This window comes from Streptomyces sp. NPDC005408, from assembly GCF_040606445.1.
GTDB lineage: Bacteria > Actinomycetota > Actinomycetes > Streptomycetales > Streptomycetaceae > Streptomyces.
In genome coordinates this window covers 15,355-33,987 of sequence record NZ_JBEXEX010000002.1, presented here as the reverse complement: position 1 = coordinate 33,987, position 18,633 = coordinate 15,355, and the positions used below count along the sequence as shown (strand labels likewise).

At 70.6% G+C, this 18,633-nt stretch carries 15 protein-coding genes; 7 read left to right on the top strand and 8 right to left on the bottom strand.

The window, feature by feature from the left end; genetic code table 11:
• Positions 1-106: 106 nt before the first annotated feature.
• Positions 107-1,465 (bottom strand): LCP family protein, encoded by a 1,359-nt coding sequence (locus ABZS64_RS02185; protein WP_355822166.1) that lies wholly within the window; start codon positions 1,463-1,465, stop codon positions 107-109.
• Positions 1,466-1,636: 171 nt separating this feature from the next.
• Positions 1,637-2,389 carry a TIGR03089 family protein gene (locus ABZS64_RS02180; RefSeq protein ID WP_355822164.1) on the bottom strand — a complete coding sequence of 251 codons (753 nt, stop codon included), beginning with the start codon at positions 2,387-2,389 and terminating at the stop codon, positions 1,637-1,639.
• Positions 2,390-2,514: 125 nt separating this feature from the next.
• Here ABZS64_RS02180 and ABZS64_RS02175 point away from each other — a divergent pair, with 125 nt between their 5' ends.
• The 3 genes from ABZS64_RS02175 to ABZS64_RS02165 all read left to right on the top strand — a co-directional run bounded on the left by ABZS64_RS02175 (position 2,515) and on the right by ABZS64_RS02165 (position 6,125).
• Positions 2,515-3,882, top strand: a complete 1,368-nt coding sequence (locus tag ABZS64_RS02175; protein ID WP_355822162.1) for an N-acetylmuramoyl-L-alanine amidase — start codon at positions 2,515-2,517, stop codon at positions 3,880-3,882.
• Positions 3,883-3,966: 84 nt separating this feature from the next.
• The gene (locus tag ABZS64_RS02170) at positions 3,967-5,049 is read left to right on the top strand and encodes an NDP-sugar synthase (RefSeq protein WP_355822160.1); all 1,083 of its coding nucleotides are present in this window, start codon (positions 3,967-3,969) and stop codon (positions 5,047-5,049) included.
• A gap of 71 nt (positions 5,050-5,120) precedes the next feature.
• On the top strand, positions 5,121-6,125 hold the full coding sequence (locus tag ABZS64_RS02165; protein ID WP_355822158.1) for a DNA-3-methyladenine glycosylase 2 family protein: 1,005 nt from the start codon (positions 5,121-5,123) through the stop codon (positions 6,123-6,125).
• 53 nt (positions 6,126-6,178) lie between these two features.
• Here ABZS64_RS02165 and ABZS64_RS02160 read toward each other — a convergent pair whose 3' ends face one another.
• The 5 genes from ABZS64_RS02160 to ABZS64_RS02140 all read right to left on the bottom strand — a co-directional run bounded on the left by ABZS64_RS02160 (position 6,179) and on the right by ABZS64_RS02140 (position 10,955).
• Positions 6,179-7,792: a VCBS repeat-containing protein gene (locus ABZS64_RS02160; protein ID WP_355822156.1), complete on the bottom strand. Its 1,614-nt coding sequence runs from the start codon at positions 7,790-7,792 to the stop codon at positions 6,179-6,181.
• Between the two features lie 23 nt (positions 7,793-7,815).
• Positions 7,816-8,070 carry a hypothetical protein gene (locus ABZS64_RS02155; protein ID WP_355822154.1) on the bottom strand — a complete coding sequence of 85 codons (255 nt, stop codon included), beginning with the start codon at positions 8,068-8,070 and terminating at the stop codon, positions 7,816-7,818.
• A 71-nt stretch (positions 8,071-8,141) separates the two neighbouring features.
• Complete coding sequence (locus tag ABZS64_RS02150) at positions 8,142-9,437, bottom strand: coenzyme F420-0:L-glutamate ligase (RefSeq protein ID WP_355822152.1); 1,296 nt, start codon at positions 9,435-9,437, stop codon at positions 8,142-8,144.
• A complete protein-coding gene (cofD, locus tag ABZS64_RS02145) occupies positions 9,434-10,390 on the bottom strand; it encodes a 2-phospho-L-lactate transferase (protein ID WP_355822150.1) in 957 nt (318 codons plus the stop codon). Before cofD ends, ABZS64_RS02150 begins: the two co-directional genes overlap by 4 nt.
• Before the next feature lie 64 nt (positions 10,391-10,454).
• A complete protein-coding gene (locus ABZS64_RS02140; protein WP_355822148.1) occupies positions 10,455-10,955 on the bottom strand; it encodes a cysteine dioxygenase family protein in 501 nt (166 codons plus the stop codon).
• A gap of 642 nt (positions 10,956-11,597) precedes the next feature.
• Here ABZS64_RS02140 and ABZS64_RS02135 point away from each other — a divergent pair.
• The 3 genes from ABZS64_RS02135 (at position 11,598) to ABZS64_RS02125 (ending at position 17,320) form a co-directional block, all read left to right on the top strand.
• Complete coding sequence (locus tag ABZS64_RS02135; protein WP_023541320.1) at positions 11,598-11,861, top strand: WhiB family transcriptional regulator; 264 nt, start codon at positions 11,598-11,600, stop codon at positions 11,859-11,861.
• 195 nt (positions 11,862-12,056) lie between these two features.
• Complete coding sequence (locus ABZS64_RS02130; RefSeq protein WP_355822146.1) at positions 12,057-15,761, top strand: glycosyltransferase; 3,705 nt, start codon at positions 12,057-12,059, stop codon at positions 15,759-15,761.
• Positions 15,758-17,320, top strand: coding sequence for a DUF5719 family protein (locus ABZS64_RS02125; RefSeq protein ID WP_355822144.1), 1,563 nt, complete (start codon positions 15,758-15,760; stop codon positions 17,318-17,320). Before ABZS64_RS02130 ends, ABZS64_RS02125 begins: the two co-directional genes overlap by 4 nt.
• Positions 17,321-17,325: 5 nt before the next feature.
• Here the strand turns inward: ABZS64_RS02125 and ABZS64_RS02120 are convergent, their stop codons facing one another.
• The gene (locus ABZS64_RS02120) at positions 17,326-17,754 is read right to left on the bottom strand and encodes a metallopeptidase family protein (protein ID WP_355822142.1); all 429 of its coding nucleotides are present in this window, start codon (positions 17,752-17,754) and stop codon (positions 17,326-17,328) included.
• Positions 17,755-18,028: 274 nt separating this feature from the next.
• Between ABZS64_RS02120 and ABZS64_RS02115 the strand changes: the two genes are divergently transcribed.
• A complete protein-coding gene (locus ABZS64_RS02115) occupies positions 18,029-18,457 on the top strand; it encodes a DUF3499 domain-containing protein (protein ID WP_355822140.1) in 429 nt (142 codons plus the stop codon).
• The last annotated feature ends 176 nt before the right edge of the window (positions 18,458-18,633 follow it).

Sequence of the window (18,633 nt, the reverse complement as noted above, 5' to 3'; positions counted from 1 at the left end):
CCGCCCAGTTCAACGGGAAGCGACGTCAGTGACAAATTCCACGCCCCTTACAACCGGGCAATACGCCCAATCTTCATGGACTTCCGACTGTGCCTTGGTCATCGCTTTACTCACACATGCCCACAGCGGCGTTCGTTCCGGAGAACGTCGGTGCCGGAGTCGGGCTCGCCGAGCCGCTGTCGTCAGGCTTTTCGTCGCCCGACGTGCCCTTCTTCTTGTTCTTCTCGAGGACGACGCGGACAGGCGTGTCCTCGCGCAGCCGCTTGAAGAGTTCGCTCGCCTCCGGCTCCACCAGCTCGTCGCGGTTCGGGTCCGCGCTGTACGGCTGGCGTGGAACCGTAAGGAATTGCACCTTTTCGGTCGGTACGTTGCGAATTGAGCGGGTCAGGTCGTACAGATCCTTCAGCGAGTCCAGCCCCGGGTCCGTGGTCAGCGACTTCGTCGCCGCGTCGAGGACCGGGTAGAGCCGGATCGGATTGAGCAGTACGCCATTGCTCTGCACCTTCTTGACCAGCGCGCCGAGGAACTGCTGCTGGCGTTCCATACGTTCTGTGTCACTGCCGTTCCCGATGGACTTGCGGGCCCGTACAAAACCGAGGGCCTGCTCGCCGTTCAGCTTCTGCTTGCCCGCGCGCAGCTTGAGATGAGCGTCGGCGTCGTCGATCGGCTCCTTGAGGCAGACCTCGACACCGTGCACGGCGTCGACCATGGCCTTGAAGCCGTGGAAGTCCACCACCATGTGGTGATCGATCCGGACGCCGGTGAACCCCTCGACGGTACGGATGGTGCAGCCGGCGCCGCCGAACTCGAAGGCCCAGTTGAACTGTGCGAACTGCGCCTTCGTGCGGGTGCCGTCGGGCTTGCGGCAGCTCGGGATGTTGACCATGAGGTCGCGCGGGATGGACATCGCCGTCGCGCTCTGCCGGTCCGCGGCGATGTGCAGCAGGATCGTGGTGTCCGAGCGCTGGCTGCCGCCGTCGTCGCGGCCGTACTTGCTGTTGCCCGCGCCGGAGCGGGTGTCGGAGCCGAGGAGAAGGATGTTCTGCGCGTCGACTGCGACGGGCGTGGGGCGTTCCTTCTCGTACGTCTCCAGCTCGGCGGCCGCGGTGGTGTCGGTGGTGATGTTGGCGTCGAGCTTGCGGTAGAACCACCAGCCGACGCCGGCGGCGGCGAGGACGACGACGGAGGTACCGAGGGCGGCCCAACGGAGCCAGTGGCGCTTGCGCTTGGGGGTTTCGCCCTCGGTGTCGTCGCCGCTCGCGGTGTCGGCCGCATCCGCCTCGGCGGCCGCAGGGGCGTCAGTGCCGGTGGCTTCGCCGTCCGGACCGGGGTTCGCGCCGGTGGCTTCGCCGTCCGTGCCCGACTCCGTACCGGGGGCCGTCTCACCGGCCCCTCCGCCCGCGTCGTCACCGGCTTCGCCGGGCTCGGCGGGCGTGCCAGTACTGTCCGTCACGTCTGAGTCCATCCTTCACGGCGTCGGCGGCGCGCTGGGTCGCCGATCGCAGGACTAGACGGCTGAACCTCGCGCTTGGTTGTGCGTTGAAGCACGCGTATCGCCGATCATCCACCGGAGTTGACGCAGGATCCGGGGGGCTCGGCCCGGGTGTGCGCCACACGGGTGGACTTCAGAGGCTTGTCATACAGCGGTGTTGGTGACGCGCTCGTCCGCGATCCTCTTCTCGAGGGCCTCTTGGGACAGTTTGCCGAGGTTTCGGCACAGCACCACGGACCCGCCCGCCGCGAGCGGAGCGAACAGCCCGGCGGACAGCCCCTCCCAGGTGTCGTACGAGCGCCCGGTCAGCAGCCGCGAGCCGGGCCCAAGGCCCAGTGCGGCCGCGTCCGTGCGAGCCCGCTCGACGAGCCCGGCGCCGTTCAGTTCCGTACCGCCGACGACGAGCGCGGGCGCGGCCGGATCCACCGGCGCGTACGGCGCGAAGCGGTCGCCCTGCCCGGGGACCTCCACCGCGTAGTCGGCGAAGCCCGCCGGGGGCTGCGGGAAACGTCCGCCCAGCGGGCGCAGCGCGAGCGCCACCCGCTCACCGGAACAGGCGCGGGCCTCCTCCAGCGAGTCGGGCCCGCTCACGACGAGATCCGCGTCGGCCGGATCGCCGCCCACCTCGACGCACACGCCGACCGAGGAGCAGGCGAGCAGCCAGACCGCGCTCTGCCAGTGCGCGGGAAGCAGCAGCGCGAGCCGGTCGCCGGGCGCGGCGGAGAGGTCGCCCTGGAGCAGATTCGCTGTCTTGGCCACCCAATTGGCGAAGGTGGCGACGGACAATTCGACCCGTTCACCGGTGGCGTCGTCGTAGAAAGTGACCAAGGGGCGCGCCGGGTCCGCGGCGAGCGCGGATCGCAGCAGGTCGGCAGGGGTACGGTGGCTGGCGTTCACCCGCGCAAGGGTACGCGGCGGGGACACGGCGAGCCGCCGTACGGTGACGGGTTCCACCGGTCGGACCGATGGTCCGTCAGTTTCCCGGATAGCGAAGTGGGCGGGCCCGGCTCAGCATCGTTTTCATGCGTGGACTTCTAGCTTCTTCGATCGGCGTCGCGTGCTCAGCCGCGCTGGTACTTCCGCTCTCGCTGTCCTCCGGTGCGGTGGCCGCAGCACCACCGACGCCGGATCTGCCTGGCTCCACCCAGTCGTTGCCATTGGCGGCGGTCGGGGTGACGGCGTCGGACAGGTCTCTCGGCCGGGCAGCCGAACAGGGATTGACCGAGCGTGACGTCAGACCCTTCTCGCTCGTCGGCGTCGTCTGGAACGACGTCAACGCGGAGCTGCACGGCACGGTCCAGGTCCGCACCCGGGCCACGGGCTCCGGGCAGTGGTCGGACTGGCAGGACGTGGAGACCCACAACGAGGAGCACGGCGCGGATCCCGGCACCGCGGAGAGCGACTCGGGGAAGGTACGCGGGTCCACGGCCCCGCTGTGGGTGGGGGAGTCGGACGGCGTCGAGGTACGCGTACGGGCGGAGAAAACGGCCGAACAGGCGCCGCTGCCCGAGGGGTTGCGGCTCGAACTCGTGGACCCGGGCGAGGAGACGGCGGCCGAGGAGCCGGTGTCGGAGGACCCGGCGGTCGATGGGTCGGCGGTGGAAGGGCTCGCAGCGGAGGGGCTCACGGCGCGTGGGTTCGCGGGCTACGGGTCTGTGCCGGGCGGGCCGGTCCGGGCCGCCGCGTACGTACCCGAGTCGGCGCCGAAGGTACTCCCGGCGCTCTCCCAGGAGGAGACGGAGGCTCAGGCGGGCCTCGACCGGGCGGCAGGCGCGAAGCCGTACATCGGACCGCGCCCGCGCATCATCACGCGCAAGGCATGGGGCGCCAGAGAGTCGCTGCGCGACAAGGGCTTCGTCTACACCAAGAAGGTGAAAGCCGCCTTTGTGCACCACACTGCCACCGGCAACACCTACACCTGCAAGCAGGCGCCCTCCGTCCTGCGCAGTATCTACCGCTACCACGTAGTGAGTAGCGGCTGGCGCGACATCGGCTACAACTTCGCCGTCGACAAGTGCGGAAACATCTACGAAGGGCGCGCGGGAGGCGTGGCCAAAGCGGTCCTCGGTGCACACACCCTCGGATTCAACACAAACAGCATGGGCATCGCCGTCCTCGGCACGTACAGTCGCTCCACTCCGCCCGCGGCCGCGGTGACCGCGATCGCCAGGCTGACGGCCTGGAAGCTGGGGCTGTTCGGAGCCAATCCGCGCGGCAAGGTGGTGCTGACTTCAGGGGGAAGCGGCAAGTACAAGAAGGGCAAGAAGGTCACCTTCAACGTCATTTCCGGTCACCGGGACGGATTCCTCACGGACTGTCCGGGAGGCCGTCTCTACGGCAAGCTCGGCACCGCGCGGACATCCTCGGCCAAATACCAGGGCCGTGGCTGACGGGGAACGCCCCGACCAACTGCATACACTGCCGGTCTCGAACGACTGACCATGCCGGCCCCAGCAGGAAGCAGAGACGACAAGGTGACAGAAGCGATCCTCCTGGTCGGCGGCAAGGGCACCCGACTGCGTCCGCTCACCGTCAACACCCCCAAGCCGATGGTTCCGGCGGCGGGCGTCCCGTTCCTGACGCACCAACTGTCGCGGGCCAGGGCGGCGGGCGTGGAGCACATCGTGCTCGCGACGTCGTATCTCGCGGAGGTCTTCGAGCCGCACTTCGGCGACGGCTCGGCGCTCGGGCTCCACCTCGAGTACGTCACCGAGGAGGAACCGCTCGGCACGGGCGGCGCGATCCGCAATGTCGCGTCGCGGCTGCGCTCGGGCCCCGACGAGCCGGTGCTGATCTTCAACGGCGACATCCTGACTGGCCTGGACATCGAGGCACTGGTGGCCACGCACCGCTCGTCCGGCGCGGACGTTTCCCTGCACCTGACGCGGGTCGAGGACCCCCGGGCCTTCGGCCTCGTGCCCACCGACAAGGACGGGCGCGTCCGTGCCTTCCTGGAGAAGCCGCAGACTCCCGAGGAGATCGTCACCGACCAGATCAACGCGGGGGCGTATGTCTTCCGCCGCTCCGTCATCGACACGATCCCGGTCGGCCGTCCCGTCTCCGTGGAACGCGAGACCTTCCCCAAGCTCCTCGCTTCCGGGGCGCACCTGCAGGGCATGGTCGACTCCACCTACTGGCTGGACCTCGGCACCCCCCAGGCCTTCGTCCGCGGCTCGGCGGACCTGGTGATGGGCCGCGCCCCGTCCCCGGCGGTCCCGGGCCGCTGCGGCGACCGCCTGGTCTTGCCCACGGCCTCGGTGGCCCCCGACGCGAAACTGACCGGCGGCACGGTCGTCGGCGCGAACGCGGTGATCGCGGATGGCGCCCGCATCGACGGCAGCGCGGTCCTCGAGGGCGCGGTCGTGGAGGAGGGCGCGGTCATCTCCGCTTCCTTGATCGGCGCGGGCGCGAGGATCGGCGCGCGTACGGTCCTGTCGGGCGCGGTGATCGGCGACGGCGCGGTGGTGGGCCCGGACAACGAACTCCGCGACGGCGCGAGGGTGTGGTGCGACGCGGTCCTCCCGGCGTCGTCGGTCCGCTTCTCCTCGGACCAGTAGCACATCCGGCCCCGGCGGCGTTCGGGGAACGGGACCGCCCCAGGCGCCGCCGCCCCGTACCCTCATAGACCGTGGCAGGACGCTTCGCACCGAACCGACCCACCCGCACCACCGTGCGCGGCGGTCACACCCCCGTACCCAAAGCCGTCCCCCGCCAGGCCACCGCCCCCCGCACCCGCCGCTGGACACCCCCCGGCCCCCTGGACCTGGGTCTCGTCCTCGGGCCACTGCGCCGAGGCCCGGCCGACCCGACCTTCCGTACGACGCCCGACGGCTCCGTCTGGCGTGCCAGCCGGACGCCCGCAGGGCCCGGCACGCTCAGGGTCGCGCTCCGGGCGGACACCGGCGCCGCCGAGGCCGAGGCGTGGGGCCCCGGCGCGGAGTGGCTGCTCGACCAGCTGCCCGCCATGCTCGGCGAGGGCGACGACCCGGCCGCCTTCACTCCCCGCCACCGCCTCGTCGCCGCCTCCCAGCACCGCCGCCCCGGTCTGCGTCTGACCCGCACCTCACGCGTCCTCGAAGCCCTGATCCCGTCGATCCTGGAGCAGAAGGTCACGACGGACGAGGCGTACCGCGCCTGGCGGCTGCTCGTACGCAAATACGGCGAGCCCGCCCCCGGCACGGACGACCGGCTGCATGTGATGCCCGAGCCCCGCACCTGGGCGCTGATCCCGTCCTGGGAGTGGCACCGCGCGGGCGTCGACAACAAGCGTGCCTCCACCATCCTGCGCGCCGTCCGCGTCGCCCGCCGGATGGAGGAGGCCGCGGCGATGGAGCCCCAACAGGCCCAGGAACGGCTGGAGTTGATCCCCGGCATCGGCCCCTGGACCTCAGCCGAAACCATCCAGCGCAGCAACGGCGCCCCCGACGCCGTCACCGTCGGCGATCTGCACCTGCCCGGCATCGTCGGCTACGCACTGGCAGGCGACCGCAACGCCGACGACGCCGCGATGCTCGAACTCCTCGCCCCCTACGCGGGCCAGCGCCACCGCGCCGCCCGCCTCATCCTCCTGAGCGGCCGCACCCCGCCCCGCCGCACTCCGAAGATGCCGCGCGGCGACATCGCCGCCCTGTAGACGCCGAAGGCCCGGTCGTATCCGACCGGGCCCTCGGGGTGCGCGTACGTACGTCAGCCGATGGCGAGTTTGCTGTTCCAGCCGCCGCCACTGTTGCTGATGATCTCGACTCCGCCGTGCGTCATCTCCCCGCGCGTGCCCGCGTAGAAGCGGACGGCACCATCGACCCGCAGCGTCCAGATGTCGGGGATGCCGTCGCCGTTCGCGTCGGGCGTGCCGTGCAGGAACCGGATGCCCTCGCGGCCCCAACTGGTTGCGCCGTACTGGGTGTCCACGCCGCCCGCCGAGTTCGCCGCCGCCGCCAGCGAGTTGAGGTCGGTTCCACCGCCGGCTGCCTTGCCGGTGCGCAGCAGAAGACGGTCGCTCGCATCCGTCCTGTACAGCAGGTCGGTCACGCCGTCGCCTGTGATGTCCTGGACGGTGACGATGTCGCGCTCCAGCCAGGGAGAGCTGGACAGCAGGACCGCCTGCTCGACGGTCGCGCCGTTGTAGCCGACGAGGGCCCAGAACTCGTTGCCGACCTTGAGGAAGAAGTCCGGCTTGCCGTCGCCCGTGGCGTCACCCGCGGAGACGATCTGCGTCATGGCGTCCGGTGCGGGCGCGTTCGAGGGCAGCAGGATCTGCTGGCGCTTGTCGATGTTCACGCCGCCGTATCCGTCACCGGGGTAGACCCACAGCTTGCCCTCCCGGCGAGCGACCAGGTCCTGCAGACCGTCGCCGCCGTACACATCTCCCAAGTGAGTGATCAGGGTGTTCTTCCAGTAACCGGACGGCGCTGCGACATAGACGGGAAGACTGTCGTCACCGTTCGGGTCCTTGTCCGGGTTGCCGCGGTAGGCGCCCGACATGGAGTAGTCGAGGTCGCCCGTACCCTTCACCAGGTCCGTGGTCGACTCGGAGGGGTACTGGCGCAGGTTGCCGTTCGCATCCACGACCATCAGGTCGGGCAGCCCGTCTCCCGTGAAGTCGCCAGGCTTGTCGGCCTGGTCGCGCGGGGTGACGTAGAAGAAGTACTTCAGCGGCTCCGAGACATGAGCCGCGTCGTCCACCGCTCGCACATACAGGACGTTGGGTCCGGCGAGCGGGGGCTTGGCGTTGGAGACCGTGGTCAGAGTGGCGACCGGCGCGCCGTTCGTACGGGGCACGGAGAAGGGGTACGAGGCCTGGTTGAAGCCGTACTCGAACTTCACCACATCGGTCTGCGCGGCCTTGAAGGTGAAGGAACCCGGGGTGCCGAACTTGACCGTGCTCCACTTCGAGTCCTCGGCGTCATTGTTGAAGCCGTTGTCCGTGGCGTCGGCGTCCGGGAAATGCGGCGACGTGACGAGGGGCGGTGTCGGGCGAGAGTTGTCGAAGACGAACCGGCACGGAGTCTTCGTATGCGAATACGCGGATGCCGCACCGAACTTGTCCACGGCCTTGGCGCGCCATGAGTACGTCGTGCCATTGACCAGCTTGAGCCCGCCGGTCACATTGCCGGTCGGAACCGGGTCGGTGTGTACGCGGGCCGAGCTGGTCTGGCTGCCGACCGACACTTTGCCCTTGGCGCCGAGCATATTGGCGGTGCTGCCACTGGTGGGCCACAGCTCGAAGTTGAGGGTGGCGAGGTTGCCGTCCTCGTCGCTGCCGCTGCCCCAGAAGGTGATCGACGAGGCGCCGACATTCACGTACGGGGCTGTGGTGTCGCAGCTCAGGTCGGGGTCGAGGTCCAGGCTGCTGGGGGCGGCCGGGGGGCGGTTGTACGCGAGATCGACGTACGGGTCGTGGCCGCCGTTCGCCTGGACGCTTCCGAGGCCTTGAAGCCGACGGTCATCGTCTTCCAGCCGTCGGCGACCGCCTTCTGTGCGGTGGGCTTCACATCGAAGACGACGTACTCGTCCGGGCAGGAGGAGGACTTCCAGCCATGCGCGAAGCTGCCACCCCCGATCTTGTTGGAGCTGTTCATCGTTGGCGCGTTCTTCCAGTTGGTCCCCCGGCGTACCGACGCCGGGGCCTTCCGTCGTGCTCAGGAGGAACTCACCGCACCTCGATGAAGTCACCCGTCTCCCGCGCAGGCCGTTCCTTCGGCGGAGAAGCCGCGTGCCCCACCGCCACCGCCCCCATCGGGTCCCACCCCTTCGGAAGCGCCAGCACGTCCCGTACGACCTCGCGGCAGAACATCGTCGAGGACACCCACGCCGAGCCGAGCCGCTCACCCGCGAGCGCCACCAGGAAGTTCTGAACGCCCGCGCCCGCCGCGACCACGAACATCTCGCGCTCGGCGGCGTCCCTGCGCTCGTCGCCGTAGTGGTGCGAGCCGTCCATCACCAGGCAGGGCACCACGAGATACGGCGCGCGCCGCAGCACCTCGCCGCGCCGTACCCGCTTTGCGATGGACTCCTCGCTCTTGCCGTCGCGCCGCAGATCCGCGATCCACGCGTCCCGCATGGCGTCCAGCAACCCCGTGCGCGCCGTCTCCGATTCGAGCAGGACGAAGCGCCAGGGCGTGGTGTGGTGCGGCGCGGGCGCCGTGACGGCCGCGGCGACGGCCCGGCGGACCGCACCGCCGTCCACCGGCTCGTCGGTGAACTCGCGGACCGTACGCCGCTGGGTCACCGCCTCCCGTACCGCTTCCGAGGTCCCGAGCCGGAACATGTCGTCGGCGGCAACCCGGACCATGGCGCGCGCGCCGTCCTCGCCGCCCATCACATGGGCCAGGCCCCGGACCACCGCGACCGGCAGCCCCTCGGCCTTGCCCTTGACCAGGTCGCCCGCCGCGGCCAGCTCGTCCGCGGTGGCGACGACGGTCGCGCTCAGCGGGTTGCCGTGCGCGTCCGTACCGCCGCGCAGATCGTCCAGGACCCGCACGCCCGCCGCGCCGATCGCGACATCGGTCAGACCGTAGCGCCACGGCCGGCCGAAGGTGTCCGTGACGATCACGCCGACGTCCACGCCCAGAGTCTCGCGCAGCCCCGCGCGGATCGCCCGCGCCGATGCGTCGGGGTCGGCGGGCAGCAACAGCACGGTCCCGGCAGGGGTGTTGGAGGCGTCGACTCCGGCCGCGGCCATCACCAGGCCCTGCCGGTTCTCGACGATACGAAGGGTGCCCCGCCGCGCCACCACCCGTACCGTCTCCGCGTCGATGGCCGCCTCGCGGTCGTCGGCCGCGACGACCCGCCCCTCCGCCTTGCTCACGATCTTGGATGTGACGAGCAGGACATCGCCGTCCACGAGCCCCGGCTCGGTCGCGGCGATCAGCTTGGCGAGATCGTCGCCCGGCCGGACCTCGCCGAGACCGGGCAGTGCCCAGACGCGGTACGAGGGCGAGCTCACGCCCGGACCTCCTCGGCCAGCGTCAGCGCCTGGCGTGCCATCTCGGCGGCCGCGTCCACGTCCGTCATCAGCAGCGGCACGGCCCGGCAGCGGATCCCCGCCCCCTCGACCTCCGCCACAGCCCCCGCGTCGACGGTGTCGACGAGCCAGCCGTCCAGCAGCCCGGAGCCGTAGTGCTGCGCGACGGCCGCCGCCGTCGCCTCCACGCCCACGGCAGCGAGCACCTTGTCCGCCATCCCGCGCACGGGCGCGTCCCCGACGATGGGGGACAGGCCCACCACCGGGACGCCCGCGTCGGCGATGGCCTCGCGGATCCCCGGCACGGCCAGAATCGTGCCGACGCTGACAACGGGGTTGGACGGCGGGAAGACGATGACGTCGGCCGAGGCGATCGCCTCAAGGACGCCCGGCGCGGGCTTCGCCTGGTCCGCTCCGACGGGCACGACCGCCTCGGCGGCCACGGACGCCCGCAGCTTCACCCAGTACTCCTGGAAGTGGATGACCTTCTTCTCGCCCTCCACCTCGACGGCGACATGCGTCTCGACGCGGTCGTCGGACATGGGCAGCAGCCGCACGCCGGGGTTCCAGCGGGCACACAGCGCCTCGGTGACAGCGCTGAGCGGATAGCCCGCGGCGAGCATCTGCGTACGGACGATGTGTGTGGCGAAGTCACGGTCGCCGAGACCGAACCACTCGGGGCCCACGCCGTACGCCGCGAGCTCTTCCTTGACGCGGAAGCTCTCGTCCGTACGCCCCCAGCCCTGCTCTTCATTGATGCCACCGCCGAGGGTGTACATCACGGTGTCGAGGTCGGGGCAGACCTTCAGCCCGAACAGATGAATGTCGTCACCGGTGTTGCCGATCACCGTGACGTCCGCGTCGGGCGCGGCCTGCTTGAGACCGCGGAGGAAACGGGCGCCGCCGATGCCGCCGGCCAGAACCACAATGCGCATACAGACAGTCTGTCAGGCGCAGCCTGATCCTTGAGGGGCGGTGGTCGGGTGACGGGTGGGCCTGTCAGGCGGGTACGACGTCCTGGGCTGCCGGGGAGCACTGAGCCGTGTGCATCGGCATCTCGGTCAGACCCGGGTAGTAGACGTGCAGGCTCACTGCGGGCTCGAGCGAATCATTGACCACCTCGTGCACGTATCCGGGCGCGAACACGCGCTGCGCGCCCGCGGCCAGCGACCGGGACGTCTGCTCGGTGCGCTCGGTGAGCTCACCGTCCAGGACGGTCAGGACACCGGAGGAGAGTCCGTGGTCGTGCAGTCCGCTGCCCTGACCGGGAACCCAGGAGAGCAGCCAGACCTCGTAGCCGGGGCCGGTACGCAGCCGGTGGTACCAGCGGGTCGTGGTGTCGTACTGGACGAGATGGGCCCACTGTGTGCGGTCGGCGGCGATGGAGCGGGCGAGGCCGACGAAGTCGGCGACGGTGGCCGGGTGCTCGCGGGCAGGCTGGAGAAGGTGCTGTACGGCGAGGATGTCGCCGGCGATCTGGAGGTCGCTGTCGCTGTTCATGGGTGCGGTGGTTCCTCGGCAGAGAACGTGCAGTGCTGGGGTGTCGCGTGAGACATGCGGGCTGAGCTACATGCGGAGAAATGCTGGAGCGCCAGGGCGCATCAACAGCTGGAACAGCAACAGCGCGCCTGGACAGCGCTGCGGAACCCACGGAGCGGGGTCGCGAGGTGCGCTGAGGTCGCTGGCATGGGATCAAAGGTGACGGTTGGGTTCTTTACTTGTCAACCCAATGCCCGATTTGGCGTCAATGTTTCACCTCATCCGGTTATTCCGGTCGGAGAAAGGTTTGTGCACTCGCGGCCGCGGAGACATGGCGCAGCAACCGCGCTCGCAAACGCCGTTGTGGTCCCGTGACCGGACTGTGATCCGGATCGCTTAAATGGCTCGATCGCAACAAGATCGAACCCCGCGACGTCCTCTCCCGTGAGAGGAGGGCGCGGGGCAGGCCGCTGGCAAGTGTCAGGTTTTTGGTGATTTGCACACTTTCCGCATAGCTTTGGTTCCGCAGAGTGAATACCGGGCCCAATAGCAGATCTCGGCTTGACTGGCCCGGATCCACGCACTTGTAATTTCACTCGTGTCGTTCGGCCGAAATCGATAGCGGCAACATCACGGGGACGCAAAAACAGACGAGGGGCGCACATGACCGAGCTGTTCGAACAACTGCTGGTCGAGGACGCGGACGAGGAACTCGGCTGGCAGGAGCGCGCGTTGTGCGCCCAGACCGATCCCGAGTCCTTCTTCCCCGAGAAGGGCGGATCAACCCGCGAGGCCAAGAAGGTCTGCCTCGCCTGCGAGGTCCGCTCCGAATGCCTCGAGTACGCCCTTGCCAACGACGAGCGTTTCGGCATCTGGGGCGGCCTGTCCGAACGCGAACGCCGCCGGCTCAAGAAGGCCGCCGTCTGAACGCCGCACGGATACCCGAGACCGAGGCCCGAGGGCGACCAACCACCACAAGTCAGTACGTAAACCACGGTCCGCCGACTGCGCACTCCGAGCAGTCGGCGGACCGTCGTAGTACCAGCCGTTAGTGTGGGGCCCCGTCCGAGACGCTCCAACGCCCCTACGGGGCGACCCCCCGGCCGGAGGGCCCGTACCTCGATGTCCGCCACCACAGCCGCGTTCGCACCGGCACATCCGCCAGAGTTCCCGCGGCATGTCGTCACCGCCGTGCTCGTCTCCCACGACGGCGCACGCTGGCTGCCCGACGCCCTCGCCGGACTCATCGGCCAGGAACGCCCCGTACAGAACGTCATCGCAGCCGACACCGGCAGCGCCGACGACTCCGCGCGGCTGGTCACCGAGGCACTCGGCGCCGAACGCGTGCTGCACCTCGCACGCCGCACCGGATTCGGCACCGCCGTCGAGGAAGCCGCCCGCACGGCCGGCGTCCTCACCCCCGACGACCTGCCCTATCTGAAGCGGCCCAGCGGCTGGGACCCCGTCAGCAGGAGCTGGCGCGACGACGCGTACGACATGCCCGAACTCCCCTACGGGGAACCGGTCCAGTGGCTGTGGCTGCTCCACGACGACAGCGCGCCCGCCCCCGATGCTCTGGCCGAACTCCTGCGCGTCGCCGACTCCGACGAATACGCCGCCATCATCGGCCCCAAACTCCGAGGCTGGTACGACCGCAAGCAACTCCTCGAAGCAGGCGTCTCCATCGCCAACAGCGGACGCCGCTGGACCGGACTCGACCGCCGCGAGCAGGACCAGGGACAGCACGACCAGATCCGTTCCGTCCTGTCCGTCTCCTCGGCCGGCATGCTCATCCGCCGCGACGTCTTCGAGCAGCTCGGCGGCTTCGACCGGCGCCTGCCCCTCATGCGCGACGACGTCGACCTGTGCTGGCGCGCGCACGCCGCCGGACACCGCGTCCTGATCGCACCCGACGCCGTCATGCGGCACGCCGAGGCAGCCGCCCGCGAACGCCGCACCGTCGACTGCGCCGGCCGTTCCGTCGCCAGCCCCCACCGCGTCGACAAATCCGGCGCCGTCTACACCCTGCTGACGAACGCACGCACGGTCGCTCTCCCTTACGTACTTCTGCGCATCGTCTTCGGCACCCTGCTGCGCACCCTCGCCTACCTCGTCGGCAAGGTGCCCGGCCAGGCCGTCGACGAAGTCATGGGACTCTTCGGCACCCTGCTGCGGCCCGAGCGGATCATCGCCGGACGCCGCAGAAGAGCCAGAGAAGGCCGCGTGATGGAAGCGGCCGAACTGCGCCCCCTCTTCCCGCCGCCCGGAGCGACCGTCCGCGCCACCGTCGAACAGGTCGCGGGCCACATCGGCGGCGGCTCCGACTCCGACTCCGGCGGCTCGCGCCACGGCGCAGTCGAATCAGGACCCGGCGGGGACGACGCCGAATTCCTGGAGATCGAGCAGTTCGCGCGACTGAAGAAGATCGCCCGCAAGCCCGGGCCGGTTCTCTTCGCCCTGCTGCTGCTCATCTCGGTCATCGCCTGCCTCGACCTGTTCGGCGGCGGAGCGCTCGCGGGCGGCGCCCTGCTGCCCGCCCCCGCCGACGTCTCCGACCTCTGGTCCCGCTACGCCGACAACTGGCACCCCCTCGGCACCGGCGGCACCCAGACGGCGCCCCCATACCTCGCGGTGCTCGCGGCCCTGTCCACGGTCTTCCTCGGCTCCACCGGCTTCGCCCTGACCGTGCTGCTCGTCTGCTCGGTCCCGCTCGCCGGACTCACCGCGTACTTCGCCTCGCGCCCCATCGTCGAATCCCGGCTGCTGCGGGCCTGGGCGAGCATCGCGTACGCCTTCTTGCCCGCCGCGACCGGCGCACTGGCGACCGGACGCCTCGGCACCGCCGTCCTCGCGATCCTGCTGCCGCTCATCGCCCGGGCGGGCGTCGCGGCCCACGGACTGCGCATCAGCGGCAGCGGGCGCGGCAGCTGGCGCGCCACCTGGGCCTACGCGCTCCTGCTCACCTTCGCGATGGCATTCACGCCCATCGTGTGGCTGCTCGCGCTCGTCCTCGGCATCGCCGTACTCGTACTGCGCCGCGACGACATCACGGCGTACGGGGTGCGCTTCCTCGCCGCCATCGGCACCCCGCTGCTCGTCCTCGCCCCCTGGTCGCTGACCCTGCTGACCGGCCCGTCCGCCTTCTTCCGCGAAGCGGGACTCGCATTCGGCACCGGATCGGCCTCCGCGCTCGACCTCCTCGGCATCAGCCCCGGCGGCCCCAAGGCCGCGGGCGGGATCCTGCTCGTCGGCATCGTGCTCGCGGCGCTCGCCGCCCTGCTGCGCGGTGAGCGGCAGTTCGCGATCCGCGCCTCCTGGGCCGTGGCGCTGACCGGGCTGATCTTCGCGGCGCTCGCCAACAGCTCCGGCTGGGCAGGACCCGCCACCCTCGTCTACGGCATCGCCCTCCTCGCCGCAGCCGTCCTGGGCGCGGAAGGCGGCCGTACCCGCGTCGCCGCCCAGAACTTCGGCTGGCGCCAGCCCGTCGCGGCGCTCATCGCGCTCGCCGCCGGTATCGCGCCCCTGCTCGCCGCCGCCAACTGGATGCTGAGCGGCGCCGCCCACCCGCTGGAGCGGCGTGACCCCGTCCAGGTCCCGGCCTTCGTCGCCGAAGAGAGCGACACCCGCGACCAGCCGCGCACCCTCGTCCTCGGTGGAGCGTCGGCCGCCAAGGTCTCGTACGCCCTCGTACGCGGCTCCGGCGGCCGACTGGGCGACGCCGAACTGGCAGAGGCGGGCGGCAGTGACGCACGGCTCGACAAGATCGTCGCCAACCTCGTGGCGGGCTCCGGTGCCGACCAGACCCGCGAGCTCAGCGGCTTCGCCATCCGTTACGTGCTCGTACGCGACGGAGCACCCCGCCAGACCAGCCGCGTCCTCGACGCGACGCCCGGCCTGAGCAGGCTCAGCCAGCTCGACGGCAGCGCACTGTGGCGCGTCGACCGCCAGGTCGCCCGGGCCACCATCGTGAGCGGCAAGGGCGACCCGCTGCCCGTCGCGTCAGACGCCGTCGAGGCCCACGCTCAGATCCCGTCCGGGGCATCGGGGCGGGTGCTGCGCATCGCCGACCGCGCCGACGAGGGCTGGCAGGCCACCCTCGACGGACGCGCGCTGACGAAGACGGTCGTCGACGGCTGGGCCCAGGGCTTCGAACTCCCCGCCGAGGGCGGCCGGCTCGACCTCTCCTACGACGACCCCGTCACCCACACCGGCTGGATCTGGGCGCAGGGATTCCTCGCGCTGGTGCTGCTGGTGCTGGCGCTGCCGGGCAGGCGGCGGGAGATCGACGACGACCTGCCGGACGAGGAGATCGCCGTACCCGCGCAGGCGGTGGAAGGCGAAGGACGCAGGGCACGCAGGCTGCGCGCGCAGGCAGAGGCGGAAGCGGAGTCGCTGCGGGAGGACTCCGAGGCGGATCCGTACGCCCAACTCCCCGCCGGCCAGGACGCCTTCGCGCAGCAACAGCAGTCGTACGAGCCGGAGTCGCCGTACGCGGCCTTGCCCCAGCAGCAGTACGGCGAATGGGACGCGCAGTCGTACGCGGACGCCGGATACACCGCCCCGTACGGCAACGAGCAGTACCAGGGCGCCCCGTACGGCAACGAGCAGCAGTACGCCGCCGATGAGCAGTACGGCGCCGACCAGTACCAGCAACAGCCGTACCAGGCCGACCAGTACCAGGACCCGTACCAGACCACGGCCTACCCCGAAGGGCAGTACCAGGAGGGGCAGCAGCAGTACGACCCCTACGCCTACGGCAGTGAGAGCGACCAGCACCCCGGCCCGAACGGCACCCCCGGAAACGCGACGCGAGGCGAGTCAGAGTGAACCGCACGACCATCTCCCTGCTCGCGACCGCCACCGCACTCGCCGCAATCACCGGCCTCGCCGCGCTCATCGCACCCGGCAGCGGCGCGGAGACCGAGGCGAAGGCCCCGGCGCGGCTGCCCGTCGAACGCTCCAGTCTGCTCTGCCCCGTGCCCAGCACCTCCGAGCTCGCGGAGACCGCGTACACGTCGTTCACGCCTGCGGGTAAGAGCGGCGACGCGAAGGACGGCACGGCCGAACTGAGGCCGTCCGCCGCCGTACTGGCCGACACGGTGGCCGCCCCGAGCAAGGACAAGAGCAAGAACGGCGACGCGGCGAAGGGTGCCAAGGGGGCCAAGGGCGCGAAGAAGCCGACGCCCGACAAGGCGGTGCTCGCGGTGAAGGAGCCCGGCAAGCCCGTCGCCGCCAAGGCCACCGGCGGCGAGTCCCCCGCTCTCGTCGGGACCGCCACCGGCCGCCTCGCGCCCGGCTGGACCGCCCAGCAGACCACCACGGAAACCGCGGGCGGCGCGCGCGGCCTGCTCGGCGTCAGCTGCACCGGCCCGGACACCGACTTCTGGTTCCCGGGCGCGTCCACGACCGAGGACCGACACGACTACGTCCACCTCACCAACCCGGACGACACCCCCGCCGTCGCCGACATCGAGCTGTACGGCAAGGACGGCGCACTCAAGACCACGCTGACCGAGGGCATCCCGGTCCCGGCCGGATCCAGCGTCCCGGTCCTGCTCTCCACCCTGACCTCCGACCCGGCCGCGGAGCTGACCGTCCACGTCACCACCCGTACGGGCCGCGTCGGCGCAGTGGTGCGGGCCGCCGACGACAAGGCGGGCAGCGACTGGCTGACCGCCTCGGCCGACCCGTCCGGCACCGCTGTGCTCCCCGGCATCCCCGCGGACGCCACCTCGGTACGTCTGGTGGCCTTCGCGCCCGGCAACGACGACGCCGACCTGAAGGTGCAACTCGCGGGCCCCGGCGGGAAGATCATCCCGGCCGGACACGAGACGCTGCACGTCAAGTCGGGGATGACCGCGAGCGTGGACCTGCAGGACGTCACCAAGGGCGAGGCCGGTTCCCTGATCCTCAGCCCGTCCCAGAGCGGCCGGGCGACCCCGGTGGTGGCGGCGCTGCGGGTCGTACGCGGCAAGGGCGACAAGCAGGAGGTCGCCTTCATCCCGGCGACAGCGCCGGTGGGGGAGCGGGCGAGCGTTGCCGACAACCGCGCCAAGGGCTCCACGCTCTCCCTGACCGCCCCGGGGGCCGCGGCCGAGGTCAAGGTCACCGCGTCGGCGGGCACGGAGGGTGGCACCCAGGTCGTCAAGACCTACAAGGTCAAGGCGGGTACGACGCTTGCGGTCACCCCGCCGGTGCCGGCCGGGCTGAAGGGCTCGTACGCGCTGATGGTGGAGACGGTGTCGGGCGGCCCGGTGCACGCCTCGCGGACGCTGGCGCTGCCCCAGGACGGGATCCCGATGTTCACGGTGCAGACGATGCCGGACGACCGGGGGACGGTGGCCGTGCCGGAGGCGGAGCAGGACCTGTCGGTTCTGGACGACTGAGCCGTTCAGTCCTGCCCGTACCGCGGATCCACCGACTCCGGCGACAGCCCCAGCAGCTCCGCGACCTGCTCCACGACCACCTCGTGCACCAGCAGGGCCCGCTCGTCGCGCGTCTTCGTACGGATCTCGACGGGCCGCCGGTAGACCACGATCCGCGCCGGCCGCCCCTTGTCCGCCGGGAGCGAGCTGCCCAGTGGCACCGACTCCTCCGGCGCGCCCGGGACATCCAGTACGAGGAAGTCGACGTCGGCCAGCTGCGGCCAGCGCCGTTCCAGCCGTTCCACCGAGTCCTGCACAAGGTCGCGAAAGGACTCGGCGCGGCTCGCGGCGAGGGGGACCTGGGGCGGGGCGACCGGCCCTCGCATGCCGCGGCCGTGGCGGTCGCGACGGCGCGGCCGTGGCTCGGTCGGGCGGGGCGGTACAGGACTGTCCATCACTGACGCAGCGTAGCTCTCCAGGGCGCGCGGCGATCGAGTGCGCGCGCCGGGTCGGAGGCTTGTCGCTAATTGAACATTCCGGCCAAGCTTGCGCCCGATTGCATATCTCACAGCGATCGCGGATCTCATCGTGATTGACCTCATTTACGCCAAGTCATGACCGGATCACCGCCGGTCGTCGCCCGCGCGCTTCTCTTTCCGTGCAGGTCAGGCCAGTTGCTCGGGGAGCCGTTATGTCGGGTGTCACACCACGACACGGTGGAGTGACCTGGTGGAGAGTCGTCGCAGCCCGCTCAAGAGTGCGGTACCGTCCAACGTCGTGAGCCCTGTACGTCGCTGTTCGCGCACCGCGTGCGGCCGCCCCGCCGTCGCGACACTGACGTACGTCTATGCCGATTCGACCGCGGTCCTCGGCCCGCTCGCCACCTATGCCGAGCCCCACTGCTACGACCTGTGCGCCGAGCACAGTGAGCGCCTGACCGCCCCGCGCGGCTGGGAGGTCGTGCGGCTCACCGACGGCTCCGCCCCCGCCCGCCCCAGCGGCGACGATCTCGAAGCGCTCGCCAATGCGGTACGGGAAGCGGCCCGCCCCCAGGGGCGTACGGCCGAGGCGGGTGCGCAGAACGGCCGCCGGACGGCTGATCCGATGGAGGTCGCGCGCCGCGGCCATCTGCGGGTGCTGCGTCCCCCGGATTCCTGAGCCGGATTCCTGAGCCGGATTCCGGAGCCGGACCGCTGAGCCGGACTCCTGAGCGTTTCGCCTGTCCCGGGCCTTCTCCTGCCCCGGACACCACCCCTCTTCATTGAATCCTGTACGGATTCCTGTACGGACCATTGACCTCCGCTTGTCGCGGACACGACCATTCCCTCACCCGT

Excerpts from the sequence above, each read along its gene's own strand:
- ABZS64_RS02130 (WP_355822146.1), top strand. The coding sequence starts at position 12,057 with ATGTCCGCCACCACAGCCGCGTTCGCACCGGCACATCCGCCAGAGTTC.
- ABZS64_RS02155 (WP_355822154.1), bottom strand. The coding sequence starts at position 8,070 with ATGAACAGCTCCAACAAGATCGGGGGTGGCAGCTTCGCGCATGGCTGG.
- ABZS64_RS02185 (WP_355822166.1), bottom strand. The coding sequence starts at position 1,465 with ATGGACTCAGACGTGACGGACAGTACTGGCACGCCCGCCGAGCCCGGC.
- ABZS64_RS02135 (WP_023541320.1), top strand. The coding sequence starts at position 11,598 with ATGACCGAGCTGTTCGAACAACTGCTGGTCGAGGACGCGGACGAGGAA.
- ABZS64_RS02140 (WP_355822148.1), bottom strand. The coding sequence starts at position 10,955 with ATGAACAGCGACAGCGACCTCCAGATCGCCGGCGACATCCTCGCCGTA.
- ABZS64_RS02175 (WP_355822162.1), top strand. The coding sequence starts at position 2,515 with ATGCGTGGACTTCTAGCTTCTTCGATCGGCGTCGCGTGCTCAGCCGCG.
- cofD (WP_355822150.1), bottom strand. The coding sequence starts at position 10,390 with ATGCGCATTGTGGTTCTGGCCGGCGGCATCGGCGGCGCCCGTTTCCTC.
- ABZS64_RS02120 (WP_355822142.1), bottom strand. The coding sequence starts at position 17,754 with ATGGACAGTCCTGTACCGCCCCGCCCGACCGAGCCACGGCCGCGCCGT.